This window comes from Gordonia sp. NPDC062954 (genome assembly GCF_044543825.1).
In the GTDB taxonomy this organism is placed as follows: domain Bacteria; phylum Actinomycetota; class Actinomycetes; order Mycobacteriales; family Mycobacteriaceae; genus Gordonia; species Gordonia tangerina.
This window is the reverse complement of record NZ_JBITWL010000003.1, coordinates 226020-239828: the sequence shown is the minus strand read 5'-3', so window position 1 is coordinate 239828 and position 13809 is coordinate 226020. Positions and strand designations below refer to the sequence as shown.

Genomic DNA, 13809 nt, shown 5'->3' with positions numbered 1-13809 from the left:
CGTCGGCAGGTACTCCCTATCCGGCATCAGCGGCCCCGATCCCACCCGACCGATCGCGACCGCGTCGACGTCCGGCCCCGTCACCGACGCCACCGGATGGCCCGCCGATGGCAGCGACGCCGACCACCCCGATAGACGACACCCATCCCACCCGCCCCCTGGGGGCCCGGCCGGGCATGGACCGGTCTCGACCACAGGCCGCTCCCCCGGCCGCGGCACCACCGGACGGCCCGGAGCCGGCGACTCCCGACACGGACATGCCGGACTCGGGCACGGGGACAAGGCCGGGGCGTTCCCATGCCGATCGAGGCGTCGACGACGCGGCCGCCGAGACACCGCCGTCGGTCGGTCGACCTGTGCTGCCGAATCTGCACCGCCTGGTGTGGCGCACCATCGTCAAGGCGTGGGACGACGGCATCGTGGGTTGGGCGGCCCAAGCCGCGTTCTGGCAGGCACTGTCGCTACCGCCACTACTGCTGGGTCTGCTCGGCAGTGTCGGCTACATCGCCGGCTGGTTCGGTCCGGACACGGTCGACGTCATCTACGAACGCATCGTGGCCTTCGCCGACCGTACGTTCTCCGCCAACGTCGTCGACGAGATCATCCGACCCACGGTCGACAACGTCCTCGGCCGTGGCCGGGTGGTCGTCATCTCGGCGGGCTTCGTGATCTCGCTGTGGGCCGGGTCGTCGGCGGTGTCTTGTTTCGTCGCGTCGATCGTGCGCGCCCACGGACAGCACGAGGTCCGCAACCCCGTATGGCAACGATTCTTCGCGCTGTTCGTCTACATGGGATTCCTGGTGGCGTCGGTGTTCGTGTTGCCGCTGGTCGCCCTCGGGCCCAATTACCTCCACGAGATAGTGCCGGACTCGTGGGACCCGATCGTCACCCACCTGATCGATTACGGCTACTTCCCGTTCGTGGCCGTACTACTGCTGGTCATGCTGACCACGCTTTACCATCTGGCGCTGCCCAACCCGCTGCCGTGGCACCGGCTGGTGGGCGGAGCGGTGGTCGCCGGGATCTTCTTCTGGGTCGCCAGCTACATACTGCGCATCTACCTGACCGAGCTCACCCGCGCCGGGTACAGCTATGGCGCGTTGGCGACGCCGGTGGCGTTCCTGCTGTTCACGTTCTTCCTCGGCTTCGCCATCGTCGTCGGCGCCGAGTTCAATGCCGCGGTACAGGAGTTCTGGCCGGCGAAACCGCCGGTGTCAGCGCAGATGCGCGATTGGGTTTCGTCGCAGACCGCGGAGGTGACCGGTCAACTCAAGACGTTGCCCGACCGGCTGGCGTCCGGACCGATCCGGCGGGGGCGTACGGCCGGGCCGTCACGCCGGCCGCCTCCATCGCCACCGACCTCGGAGTGAGCCGGCCGCACGCCAGGCGAGCTCACTCCCCTTTGCGCATCCGGCTGTAGATCTTCTTGCATTTCGGGCAGACCGGCGATCCGGGTTTGGCCGAGCGGGTGACGGGGAATGTCTCACCACACAAGGCCACCACGTGATTTCCCATGACCGCGCTCTCGGCGATCTTGTCCTTCTTCACGTAGTGGAAGAACTTGGGGCGATCGTCGTCGCCGTGGTCGGTGGTGTCGGCATCGGGCCGTTCGTCGACGTCTGTCCGCTCGTCGAGGTCCGGCCGCTCGATTGTCTCAGTTCCCATACCGACCATTGTGCGCCACGACGACGGGCGAGGGACAACGCCGAAAGGGGTACAGCTCCGAATGACCTACATGAGACCTCGATCGGCGAGTTCGATTCGGATGGCCCGTCGGTGCATCCGCCGCGGCGAAGTGGGATGGTGGACGTATGAGCAGACAAGGATCATCGGGGCACCGTACCGACCCCCAGACCTTTCTGATCACCGGTGCGCAGCAGTCGCTCGACGATCAGCACCGGGCACGTGTGCGCAAGTATCTGACCCTGATGGCGTTTCGTGTGCCGGCGCTGGTGATCGCCGGAATTGTGTACAGCGCCACCGGAAACGGACTGCTCGCGCTCGCCATCGTCGCCGCGTCCATCCCGATTCCATGGGTCGCGGTCCTCATCGCGAACGACCGGCCGCCGCGCAAGCGCGGCGAGGTGGCGCAATACAAATACGGCGTCGATCACTCGGTGCTCGGCCCGGCCGGGATCGAGGGGCATCGGCAGACCCTCGATCCGACGATCGTCGAGGGCACCGCCGAGTCGTCGGACGAACCGTCGCGCTCCGATCGCGATCGTCGTTCCCACTGACCGACACTCTCAGCAACTTCTCATGTACTCGGCTGCATCTGCCGGGAAAAACGCTGGTCACACCACCCACGGTCGACGCCGGGGGTCGGCGTCCCCGGGAACTTTCCCCTACCCGTTCGCGTTGAACCGGGTGTACGCACTCACGTCAGGAGGCCGAATGTCACGCTCGACAGTTGCACGCCCGACCACGACCACTGCAACCACGACCACTGGAGTAGCCGACGATCCCGCACGCATCCGTCCGGCGATGACGGAGCAGGATCTCGACGCGCAGTCCCCGGCAGCTGATCTTGTTCGCGTCTATCTCAACGGCATCGGTCGCACCGCACTGCTCAATGCCGAGCAAGAGGTCGAACTGGCCAAGCAGATCGAGGCCGGCCTCTACGCCAAGCATCTGCTGGCCACCAAGAAGCGACTCTCGGCCACCAAGAAGCGCGACCTCGCCGTGATCGTTCGCGAGGGCGAGTACGCGCGTGCGCACCTGCTCGAGGCCAACCTCCGCCTCGTGGTGTCGCTGGCCAAGCGCTACACCGGACGCGGGATGCCGTTGCTCGATCTCATCCAGGAAGGCAACCTGGGTCTGATCCGTGCGATGGAGAAGTTCGACTACGCCAAGGGATTCAAGTTCTCCACGTACGCGACCTGGTGGATTCGTCAAGCGATCACCCGCGGTATGGCCGATCAGAGCCGCACGATCCGGCTCCCGGTCCATCTCGTGGAGCAGGTGAACAAGCTCGCCCGCATCAAACGTGAACTTCATCAGCAACTCGGCCGTGAGGCCACCGACGACGAACTGGCCAACGAGTCGGGCATCCCGGCGGAAAAGATCGCCGACCTCCTCGATCACAGCCGTGACCCGGTGAGCCTCGACATGCCTGTGGGCAATGACGAAGAGGCGCCGCTCGGAGACTTCATCGAAGACGCTGAAGCGACTTCGGCGGAGAATGCGGTGATAGCCGGCCTGCTGCACTCCGACATCCGGTCGGTGCTGTCCACTCTCGATGAGCGCGAACAGCAGGTCATCCGGATGCGCTACGGGCTCGACGACGGCCAACCGCGCACACTCGATCAGATCGGTCGGATGTTCGGGTTGTCCCGCGAACGTGTGCGGCAGATCGAGCGCGAGGTCATGGGCAAACTGCGTCAGGGCGAGCGCGCCGAACGCTTGCGCGCGTACGCCAGCTGATTTACCTACGCCAGTCGTCTCGGTCCGGTGTCCGCGCGTGTGGGCACCGGACCGATTCGTATCAGGGCGTTGAGCACCGCCGCACCGTCGGGCGAGGCCAGGATGGGGTCGCAGTGCACCTCGCGTACCTCGGGAATGTCATCGACCAGCGTGGATATGCGCACCAGCAAGTCCGTGAGCGCCGACCGGTCCACGGGTGGCTCGCCGGCGTACCCGGCCAGCAAGGGCGCCGACCGCGGTTCGTCGATCAGTTCTTCCGCGTCGAGCGGCGTCAGGGGTGTCGCCCGATAGCCGTGGTCACCGAGCAGCTCGAAGGTTCGCCCGGACAGTCCGAACGAGATGAGCGAGCCGAACGAGCGGTCGTCGCGCACCCGGATCATCGTGCCGATGCCCTTGGGTGCCATCTTCTGGACGTGTAGGACCTCGTCGCCGGTCAATTGGCTCAGCTCGGAGAAGGCGGTGATCACCGCCGTCGCATCGGGCAGATCGAGCCGCGCACCTTCCCGGTCGAGTCGGCCGCGCCAGGACGCCGAGGTGGCCTTGACCGCGACCGGGAAGCCGAAACGTTCGGCGGCCGCGGCCGCCTCGTGCATCGTCGACACCTCCGCGAAGGGCACCACGTCGATGCCGTAGGAGCGCAGGAGCGTTGCCGACTCGACCGGCCCGAGCGCGCGCGTGGCCTCCGCGTCTGCGTCGCCACCCATCGCTTCGCGCACGAACATCCGCGCACCCTCGGGGTCGGTGCCGTCCGGACGGTGGATCTCCGGTTCCGGGCGTTGCCGCCACCGCGCGTACTGCCACGCCCGCACCAGCGCATTGGCCGCTCGCTCCGGGCTGCCGTAGGACGGGATCGAACCATTGGCCGGAAGACCGTTGTGGCCGGGCTTCATCAGCCCCGGCGGGATGCCCTCGACCGCCAGGAACGTCGTCACGATGGGTTTCGGGCCATCGGCGTCGGGTGTGTTGGCCGCTGCCATCAGCGCACGCGCATGCCAGTCGGCGTCCACCGCCACCGGTGGCACGAACACCACGATCACCGCGTCCACGGCCGGGTCGCGCATCGCGCCGGTGACCGCCGATTCGAACTCGTCTTCGCTGGCTCCCGCCCCGAGGTCGATCGTGTCGGTCACCGTCAGTCCCCCACCTCGGGCGGTGTCGCCCGCCAGGCTGCCCAGGACCGAGGAATTGCCGATGATCCGGGTGCGCGGACCGCGCGGCAGCGGCTGGTAGGCAAACAGTGTCGCGCAGTCGAATAGTTCGGAGATCGTGTGCACTTGGATCACGCCGGCCTGTTCGAGCACCATCTGCGCGATCCGATCGTCCAGGCTGGCCGCCGACGACCGTTCGGCACGCGCGGCGGTCATCGCACCCTTACCCGACTTCACCGCGACAATCGGCTTCGATCGAGACACCCGTCGCGCGATCCGGGAGAACTTGCGTGGGTTTCCGAAGCTCTCCAAGTAGAGCAGCACGACATCGGTGTCGGTGTCGGAATCCCAGTACTGCAACAGGTCGTTACCCGAAACGTCGGCGCGGTTACCCGCCGACACGAACGTCGACAACCCGATCTGCCGGCGCGCCGCGGTGTCGAGGATCGCGATCCCCAGAGCACCGGACTGGCAGAAGAAGCCGACGCGACCAGCGGCCGGAATCCGCGGTGCCAAAGTGGCGTTCAGCGCGATCGACGCGCTGTTGTTGGCCACCCCGAGCGCATTCGGACCGACCAGCCGCATCCCGTGCTCCCGCGCCTGCTCGACGAGACGCCGCTCGCTCTGCAGTCCGGCCGCACCACTCTCACCAAAACCCGAAGACACCACGACCAGCGTGCGCACGCCTTTGACCAGACAATCGTCGAGGACGTCGTCGACGACTGCTGCCGGCACCGCGACGACCGCGAGGTCGACCGGATCCGGCACGTCCCGCACGGTGGGATAGGCCCGGATACCGCGGACCGACGGCGGCCTCGGGTGAGCGTGCTGCCGCCCGCTGCGCCGCGTGTGGCCGTGGCCGGGCGCGAGCGCGTCCGCATCCGAATCCGCCTCCGGCTCCTCGGGTCCGGGACCGTTGACCGGGAACACGGGCCCGGTGAAGCCACCGGCGATGATGTTCGCGAGCAACGCATTGCCGACCTTCTTCGGATCGGTGGACGCGCCGATGACGGCAACCGAGGACGGTCGCAGCAGGTTGGCGACGCTGCGGGCCTCCGACGCCCGCTCACGGGCGTTGCGCACCGAGAGGAGAGCCTCGGTGGGGTCGATCAAGAACTCCACATGCACCGTGCTGCCGTCGAAGTTGCGTGACAACTGGTAACCGGCGTCGCGGAACACCGCGACCATGTTCGGATTCTCGCTGAGCACCTCGGCCTCGAAACGGGTGAAGCCGTTCTCGGCGGCGGCGCCGGCGAGATGTTCGAGAAGAATGGGTCCGAGTCCGCGGCCCTGATGGTCGTCCGCGACGACGAAGGCCACCTCCGCCGACTCCGGTTTGCCGTCGAATCCGAGGCCCTCGTACAGGCCGATCGCGATGATGTCGCCACCGAGAACGGCGACGAGCGCTACCCGCTTCTGGTAGTCGACGGTGGTCATCCGGGCCAGCTCCCGGGGCGGCAGGGTCGGAGTCGGTCCGAAGTACCGCATGTACCGGGTGCGCTCGGAGAGCCCGCCGTGGAAGCGGACGACACGGTCGGCATCGTCGGGCACGATCGGCCGCAGGTGGACGACACCGCCGTCGGAAGCCAGCACGTCGGCGATCCAGTGTCGCGGGTAATCCCAGGGATCACGCTGTCGCGACGGTTCTGCGAGGTTCGCTGCGGCGACGTGCGCTGCCGGCGATGCCGACTGATCGGTCTGATCCTGCTCAGTCACGGGGGTCCTCCGGATCGAGTCCGTGCAGCGGGTACACGGCGCGGCGGGTGGCGAGGATGGCCCGGTCGGTCTGGCGCTGCGCGGCTCCGGTGATGCCCTCGGGTGGGTCCTGCCCGGTGTCACCGTCCCAGGCGATGTAGTCGACATCGCCGCCGTCACCCATCACACCCACCGGCGGCTGGGAGTAGTCGGGGTGCACGGTCTCGGCGATCTGTTCGGCTGTGGCATACCACGATTCGTTGATCGCGGTGTCGGTGTCGACATCCCGATCGAGTACCACGGCCAGCAGGTGGGTCCAACTGCGTGGTACCACGTTGACCACCCCGTAACCGCCTCCGCCGACGGCGATCCATCGGCCATCGCAGTATTTCTCGGCAAGGTCGCGCATTGCCTGCATCGCGGCTCGCTGGCCGTCGACGGTCAGCGCGAGATCGGTCAACGGGTCCGCCCGATGGCTGTCCACGCCGCACTGGCTGATCAGGATCTGCGGCCGGAACTGGTCGAGCACCGACGGAACGACGGCGTGAAAGGCGCGCAGCCAGAGCCGATCGGACACCTCCGGCATCAGCGCGATGTTCACTGCTGACCCGGCCGCCGCGCCGTCACCGACCTCGGTGGGCCAACCGGTGCCGGGCCACAGGGTGGCCGGATGCTGATGCAACGACACGGTCAGCACGCGTGGGTCGTCGGCGAACTCGACCTGCACACCGTCACCGTGGTGGGCGTCGATGTCGACGTACGCGATCCGGTCGTACCCGTTGTCCAGCAGCCAGCGTATGGCGATCGCGCAATCGTTGTAGATACAGAAGCCGGCGGCGCGAGCCTTCATCGCATGGTGCATACCGCCGCCGATGTTGACCGCGCGCCGCACCGATCCGGAGCCGACGGCCTGCGCGGCCGCCAGGGTTCCGCCGACCAGCAGACGGGCGGCCTCGTGCATCCCCTCGAACACGGGGTTGTCGGCGTCGCCGAGGCCGAACAGTCTCTCGAGCAGCGGACCGGCCAACGATGCCGTGCCGGATCCGACCGCTCGCACGGCGTCGATGTACTCGGTGGAATGGACCACCGTCAACGCCGAGTCGTCGATCGCCAGGGGTGCGCGGCTGTCCACTCCGTCGAGGACCCCCAGGCTCTGCGCGAGCGTCATGGTCAGCGCCAGCCGGACCGGATTCATCGGGTGGGTGTGGGCCCACTTGTAGGTCAGGAAGTCCTCACTCCAGATGACTGCCGCCGCTTCGTCGCCCGTGCTCCGCGTCACGGTTTCAGGCTAGGGCATGTCCCTCGATTCCACCGCGAGGAATCGAGGGAGTGGTGTGCGCGCGGCAACCGACGGTGACGACACGCAGGACCCGAACCGGTGGGCAGGTCAAGGTACCCTTGGGACAGACGAAGGGACTGCGTACCGTGAACGATCTGGTTGACACCACCGAGATGTACTTGCGGACGATCTACGACCTCGAAGAGGAAGGCATCGTCCCCCTGCGCGCACGTATCGCCGAGCGGCTCGAGCAGAGCGGCCCGACCGTGTCACAGACGGTCGCCCGCATGGAGCGGGACGGCCTCTTGCATGTGGCCGGCGACCGGCACCTCGAACTCACCGAGAAGGGCCGCGAGCTCGCTGTGGCGGTGATGCGCAAGCACCGGCTCGCCGAGCGGCTGCTCGTCGACGTCATCGGTATGCCCTGGGACCAGGTCCACGAGGAGGCCTGCCGCTGGGAGCACGTCATGAGCGAGAACGTCGAGCGGCGTCTGCTGGCCGTGCTGGACAACCCGACGACATCGCCGTACGGCAATCCCATCCCGGGTCTGGACCAGCTGGGCATGGACAAGGCTCCGGCCACCGACGGCGCCACCCGCCTGTCCGACCTTCCCCAGGGCGATCCGGTGGTCGTCATCGTCCGGCGGCTGTCCGAGCACGCCCAATCCGATGCGGCGCTGATCAGCGATCTGCGTGAGGCCGGCGTGGTGCCCAACGCCCGCGTGACGGTGACCATCAGCCCCGGCCGCGCCGTGGTGAACTCCCCCGGTCACGACGGTCTCGAGCTGGCCGAGGACATGGCACACGCGGTGTTCGTCGAGAAGGTCTGAGGTCGGTTCCACTCAGGTCCCCGGCGATGACACGGTCCGGTCAGCTCACCTCACGGTCGACGCTGGGCCCGGGCATCGCGACACCGAGCGAATCGGCGACGTCGTAGCCCATCGGGATCATCTCCCGCATCGCGGTGGGGTGTATCCCGCCGCGCAGCGCCGTGTCGAGCAGGTCCGCCAGATGCCACTGCGGGTCCGCGGCCAACGCATGATCAAAGGCGACGCCGGCGTATCCGCCTTCGCCATTGACGTAATGCAGATGCCCGAGCATCGTGGCCGCGCTTGCGGACCTCGAGCCCCTCAACCGCCGGGCGAGTTGGCGCCACAGGGCCTCCGCGGCGTGGCGCAGATCGGTGACCGCCAGCACGAGGGCGGCATCGCGGACCTGCAGCCGCAACAACGCATCGCCGAGGAGCGTGACCGCGGCGCAATCGAGTTCTGGTGGGTGGCGAGGCGACGCGAAGGCGATCACGTGCCCGACCAGCTCACGCAACAGCACTCCGTCGTCGATGCCGTCTATCTCGTCGATGCCGTCTATGTCGTCACCGAACTCGCGGTGCGGGCCCACGCAATGAGGCAACGGCCGCAACATCTCCTGCATCTCCGAACGTCGGGCGAGCACTCGCCGGCCGCTCTCGACGGCATGTCGGACAGCCGTCGGACTGGTGTGTGGGTCGCCCATCCGCCCCCGCAATGCTCCGGCGCGCGTCAGCGGTATATACGTGCCGGCGGTTTGCGGAGCGTCCCACACCCGCTGCCAACGCGCATTGTCGGCGAACTGCTCGACCACGAATCCGGCAACGGCACCACCGATCCCGGCGAAACACCGGTCCGCGGTCACGCACACCCGTCGGTACCGATCGTCACCGATCGGATACCGATCGTCGGCGATCACCAGGATGACGGCGTGTGCTTGCTCGCGCGCGCAGATCTCCGCGAGTCCGTCGAGGACCGTGACCAACGGTGCCGCGAGGTCGCCGTTCTCGTCGAAGATCAGGTCGTGACGCATGGTGGTCCGCACGGTGTGCGGGTCGGCTCCGAAGGCAAGAACGATCAACGATCGTTCGGGGATGAATCCGAGGAGGCCGGGTAGTGCCGTCAGGAGCGACGACGGGGTGAGCGGGCGTGGGCGCTGTGAGGTCGACATGACCCCATCCTCAGGTGATTCGGAGCATGCCCACGCCCCCAATCACCCGCTGTGCACAACCGAATCGGTCCTCCACAGGTGGCCTTCGGCTCGGCGGTCGCCCAGGCCGATCGCCTCACCCGAAGGCAGCAGTGATCGCCGAGTCGAACAATGCGTCCAGCGATGCCCCGGCCTCGGCCGACATCTCGTCCGCGCCCTGATGCCGGTACTCGACGATCACCCGGAGCCCGTCCTGCTGCGCCATCAGACCAGTGGTGCCGGTGATCAGGGGCGACTCGGCACCGCCGGTGGTCATCGTCCGCCGCAACGCGGCGGTCTGGTTACCGGACCGGTCCGGCGCCGGCAGCACCTCGGTGGTGACGACAGTGACCGCGGTCGGCGCGGACCCGGTGACCGTTCGTGGGCACCGACGTGCCAGTCCGGTCACCTGATCGAGCGAGTCGTCGACGTGCACGACCGCCGAGGTGAACGTGGCCGTCGAGGTGTCCGGGTCGGGGCCGACGATCACAACGGCGCCGTCCGGCGAGATCAGCCGGGGCGTGCATTCGGCCGGGGTGACGCTGCCGTGCAGGGGGCGCCCGGAGAGATCGGCCAGCGCTGCCGGGACGGCGGGGGCGGGCAGCCGGGTCGCGGTGTGACCCGGGAAGTCGGCCGGCGCGAGCGAGCGGGCGGTGAGATCCTCACTTCCACCGGCAGTTGCCTGGCCATCGACCGAACAACCCGCCGTAAGCAGTGCGAGCGCCGCAAGAAGGACCGGCCCCCGGCCGCCGCGCCGCCGGGGTTGCCCGAACTCGACCCGGTCCAGCTCGCAACGCCCCGCTTCCGACGTTGGGCGGTCGGGCCGGTCACGCTCCGGTGACACGACACGCAGCGCAGACGACGCACGACGCAGCCATTCCATCACAACGACCTACTGTGCCACCGTCTACTCTCCGGGACCGGTCGCGACACCCGCAGCCTCGGGTGCCACCCGGGAATCCTCATCCCGGTCGTGGTGTTGAAACCGGTGACAGCAGCCATGGGAGGTGGCGGACCGGCGGCGCGTGATTGGCCCCGGAGACCACCGATGCGAGACACTTGAGACAACCGACACGAGGAGGCACGACCATGGACGAGCGGCCCGCCGAGCACAGCGCGCTGTACTCGCTGGAGTTCCCCGCGCCCCAGGTCTCCAATGACGAGGGCACGGGGCCGGTACTGGTCCACGCGCTCGAGGGCTTCGCCGATGCCGGCCATGCCGTCGCGCTGGCTGCGCGGCATCTGCGTGACGCGCTTGACTCCGAACTCGTCGCGACCTTTTCCACCGACGAATTGATCGATTACCGGTCGCGGCGGCCCACCGTCACCTTCGACGGGAACACCTTCACCGATATCGAGATGCCGTCGCTGACGATGCACGCGATCCGGGACACCACCGGACGCCCTTTCCTGCTTCTGGCCGGTTCCGAACCCGACCTGCGTTGGGAACAGTTCGTCGAAGCGGTGCGCAGGCTGGTGGAACACTTCGGTGTCACCGATGTCATCGGGCTCAACGCGATACCGATGGCGGTGCCCCACACGCGCCCGGCGTCGCTCACCGCACACGGCAACGAGCCCGACCGGCTCGGCGACCTGCCGCGGTGGGGCTCGGAGATGAAGCTGCCGGCGAGTGCGTCGATGCTGCTCGAGCTGCGAATGAGCCAGCACGATCATCGCGCGTCGGGGCTGTCGGTGCATGTACCGCACTACCTGTCGCAGACCGACTATCCGGCTGCGTCTGCGCGACTGCTGACTGCGGTCGGCGAACTCACCGGCCTGCAGATCCCGGTCGCCGCACTGGACAACGCCGCCGCCAAGGTACGCGAACAGGTAGACAAGGAAGTCGACGGCAACGCCGAGATCGAAGGCGTCGTCCAAGCCCTCGAGTCGCAATACGACACCTTTGCCCAGGCTCAGGCCCAGCGAGCCTCGCTGCTGGCGGCAGAGGCCGACCTGCCGACCGGCGACGAACTCGGCGCGGAGCTGGAACGTTTCCTGGCCCAGCAGACCAGCGACGTCGGACAAGGAGGCCAGGAACCGGGCGCGAACGGGGAACCGGGCCGCGAAGATGAGCCGGACGACGACGAACCGGGCGACGACGGACCGGGCGGTTCGCCATCGCCGATCTGAGCGAGACGACCACCCGGCACCTCGTACCCGTCGACGACGAGGACACCGCATTCGAGGTATTCGCCGGCTGGTGGGATGAACGTGGGATTGCGCTGTACCCCCACCAAGAGGAATCGCTGCTGGAGTTGATCTCAGGCAACAACGTGATCCTCGCGACCCCGACCGGCTCGGGGAAGTCGCTCGTGGCGGCCGGCGCCATCTATTTCGCCCGCTGCCGCGGGGAACGCGCCTATTACACGGCGCCGATCAAGGCGTTGGTCAGCGAAAAGTTCTTCGACCTGTGCGCGACCTTCGGCGCCGACTCTGTCGGGCTGTTGACCGGCGACGCCGCGGTCAACGCGGACGCCCCGATCATCTGCGCGACGGCCGAGATCGTGGCAAATCTGGCCTTGCGCGACGGCGACCGCAGCGACATCGGCGCACTCGTCGCCGATGAATTCCATTACTACGGCGAGCCCGACCGCGGTTGGGCCTGGCAGGTGCCACTCGTCGAACTCCCCCACACCCAGTTCCTGCTGATGTCGGCGACCCTCGGCGACACCTCGTTCTTCGTCGACGATCTGCAGCGGCGCACCGGCCGCGACACCACCGCGGTCACCGGTACCGAACGGCCCGTACCGCTCGATCACAGCTACGCGATCACGCCGATCCACGAAACAATCGAGAATCTCGTCACCGCCGGCCGCGCACCGATCTACGTGGTGCACTTCACCCAGGCCGCCGCCGTGGAACGCGCGCAGGCGCTGATGTCGGTGAAGATCGCCGACAAGGCCGATCGCGCCGCGATCGCTGAGGCGATCGGAGACTTCCGATTCCACACCGGATTCGGTGCGACACTGTCGAAACTGCTACGGGCCGGCATCGGCGTCCACCACGCCGGCATGCTCCCCCGCTACCGCCGCCTCGTCGAGCGTCTCGCCCAGCAAGGGCTACTGAAGGTGATCGCGGGCACCGACACCCTCGGCGTGGGCATCAACGTACCCATCCGGACGGTCCTGTTCGCCGGGCTCAGCAAGTACGACGGCACCCGGGTGCGCCGGCTGCGCGCCCGCGAGTTCCACCAGATCGCCGGTCGAGCGGGTCGTGCCGGATTCGATACCGTCGGTTATGTGGTGGCGCAGGCCCCCGAGCACGATGTCGAGAACGCACGCGCCGTCGCCAAGGCCGGCGATGACCCGAAGAAGCTTCGCAAACTCGTCCGGAAGAAACCGCCAGAGGGCTTCGTGTCGTGGGGCGAGAAGACCTTCACCCAGCTCGTCGACGCCCCGGACGAACCATTGCGATCCCATTTCCGGATGACCACGGCCATCCTGATGGAGGTGCTGGCACGGCCGGGCGACTGTTTCGCGGCCTTGCGGCATCTACTCGAAGACAACCACGAACCGCGCAGTCGTCAGCTCCGACAGATCCGCCACACGATCGAGTTGTTCCGCGGCTTGCGAGATTCCGGCATCGTCGTACAACTCGACGCCCCGGACGCCGACGGAAAGAACGTCGCACTCTCGGTGGATATGCCGGAGAACTTCGCGTTGACCAACCCGCTCTCGTCGTTCGCGCTGGCGGCGTTCGAGATCCTCGATCCCGACTCGTCGACGTACGCTCTCGATGTGATCTCGATCCTGGAGTCCACCCTGGAGGATCCACGGCAGGTGTTGTTCGCCCAGCGCAAGGTGGCTCGCGACGCCGCGGTCGCCGAGATGAAGGCCGACGGTATCGAGTACGAAGAACGCATGGCACGGCTGGAGGAGATCACCTGGCCGCGCCCACTTTTCGACGAGATCGAGTTCGCGTTCTCCGTCTACCGGCGCGGCCACCCATGGGTGGCGTCCTCTCCACCGTCGCCGAAATCGGTGCTGCGCGAGATGCTGGAGCGCTCGATGACCTTCACCGAACTCATCTCCGGCTACGGCCTCGCCCGCAGCGAGGGCGTGGTTCTCCGCTATCTGTCTGACTGTTATCGGGTTCTGCGCCAAGGTCTTCCGAACACCGTCAGCACCGACGAGATAGCCGAGATCACCGAACACGTGGGCACGATGGTGCGCTCGGTGGACTCCAGCCTCGTCGACGAATGGGAGCAGCTGACCCACTCGGAGGCCTGAATCGCAGCGCCGCGGTCCGGACCGAGCCCCCCTGGGCCAC

At 67.5% G+C, this 13809-nt stretch carries 11 protein-coding genes; 6 read left to right on the top strand and 5 right to left on the bottom strand.

Going from position 1 to position 13809, the window contains the following annotated elements:
* Positions 1-107 precede the first annotated feature (107 nt).
* A complete protein-coding gene (locus ACIGKQ_RS05225; RefSeq protein ID WP_396572593.1) occupies positions 108-1370 on the top strand; it encodes a YihY/virulence factor BrkB family protein in 1263 nt (420 codons plus the stop codon).
* 22 nt (positions 1371-1392) lie between these two features.
* Here ACIGKQ_RS05225 and ACIGKQ_RS05220 read toward each other — a convergent pair whose 3' ends face one another.
* Complete coding sequence (locus ACIGKQ_RS05220) at positions 1393-1665, bottom strand: DUF3039 domain-containing protein (RefSeq protein WP_235722156.1); 273 nt, start codon at positions 1663-1665, stop codon at positions 1393-1395.
* A gap of 146 nt (positions 1666-1811) precedes the next feature.
* Between ACIGKQ_RS05220 and ACIGKQ_RS05215 the strand changes: the two genes are divergently transcribed.
* Both ACIGKQ_RS05215 and ACIGKQ_RS05210 read left to right on the top strand, forming a co-directional pair.
* Positions 1812-2237, top strand: coding sequence for a DUF3099 domain-containing protein (locus ACIGKQ_RS05215; RefSeq protein ID WP_235722157.1), 426 nt, complete (start codon positions 1812-1814; stop codon positions 2235-2237).
* Between the two features lie 157 nt (positions 2238-2394).
* Positions 2395-3423 (top strand): sigma-70 family RNA polymerase sigma factor, encoded by a 1029-nt coding sequence (locus ACIGKQ_RS05210; protein WP_266062601.1) that lies wholly within the window; start codon positions 2395-2397, stop codon positions 3421-3423.
* 5 nt (positions 3424-3428) lie between these two features.
* Here ACIGKQ_RS05210 and ACIGKQ_RS05205 read toward each other — a convergent pair whose 3' ends face one another.
* Together ACIGKQ_RS05205 and ACIGKQ_RS05200 are read right to left on the bottom strand one after the other, a co-directional pair.
* The gene (locus tag ACIGKQ_RS05205; protein WP_266062600.1) at positions 3429-6287 is read right to left on the bottom strand and encodes a GNAT family N-acetyltransferase; all 2859 of its coding nucleotides are present in this window, start codon (positions 6285-6287) and stop codon (positions 3429-3431) included.
* Positions 6280-7545 carry an acetoin utilization protein AcuC gene (locus tag ACIGKQ_RS05200; protein WP_396572590.1) on the bottom strand — a complete coding sequence of 422 codons (1266 nt, stop codon included), beginning with the start codon at positions 7543-7545 and terminating at the stop codon, positions 6280-6282. Before ACIGKQ_RS05200 ends, ACIGKQ_RS05205 begins: the two co-directional genes overlap by 8 nt.
* Positions 7546-7691: 146 nt before the next feature.
* On the opposite strand from ACIGKQ_RS05200, the gene ACIGKQ_RS05195 reads away from it, so the two are divergent.
* Positions 7692-8375, top strand: a complete 684-nt coding sequence (locus tag ACIGKQ_RS05195; RefSeq protein ID WP_235722160.1) for a metal-dependent transcriptional regulator — start codon at positions 7692-7694, stop codon at positions 8373-8375.
* Between the two features lie 40 nt (positions 8376-8415).
* Here ACIGKQ_RS05195 and ACIGKQ_RS05190 read toward each other — a convergent pair whose 3' ends face one another.
* Complete coding sequence (locus tag ACIGKQ_RS05190; protein WP_266062599.1) at positions 8416-9522, bottom strand: DUF4192 domain-containing protein; 1107 nt, start codon at positions 9520-9522, stop codon at positions 8416-8418.
* Positions 9523-9637: 115 nt separating this feature from the next.
* Positions 9638-10423: a hypothetical protein gene (locus tag ACIGKQ_RS05185; protein ID WP_266062598.1), complete on the bottom strand. Its 786-nt coding sequence runs from the start codon at positions 10421-10423 to the stop codon at positions 9638-9640.
* Positions 10424-10629: 206 nt separating this feature from the next.
* Between ACIGKQ_RS05185 and ACIGKQ_RS05180 the strand changes: the two genes are divergently transcribed.
* Together ACIGKQ_RS05180 and ACIGKQ_RS05175 are read left to right on the top strand one after the other, a co-directional pair.
* Complete coding sequence (locus ACIGKQ_RS05180) at positions 10630-11670, top strand: PAC2 family protein (protein WP_266062597.1); 1041 nt, start codon at positions 10630-10632, stop codon at positions 11668-11670.
* Positions 11667-13769, top strand: coding sequence for an RNA helicase (locus tag ACIGKQ_RS05175; RefSeq protein WP_266062630.1), 2103 nt, complete (start codon positions 11667-11669; stop codon positions 13767-13769). The genes ACIGKQ_RS05180 and ACIGKQ_RS05175 overlap by 4 nt, the downstream gene beginning before the upstream one ends.
* Positions 13770-13809 lie beyond the last annotated feature (40 nt).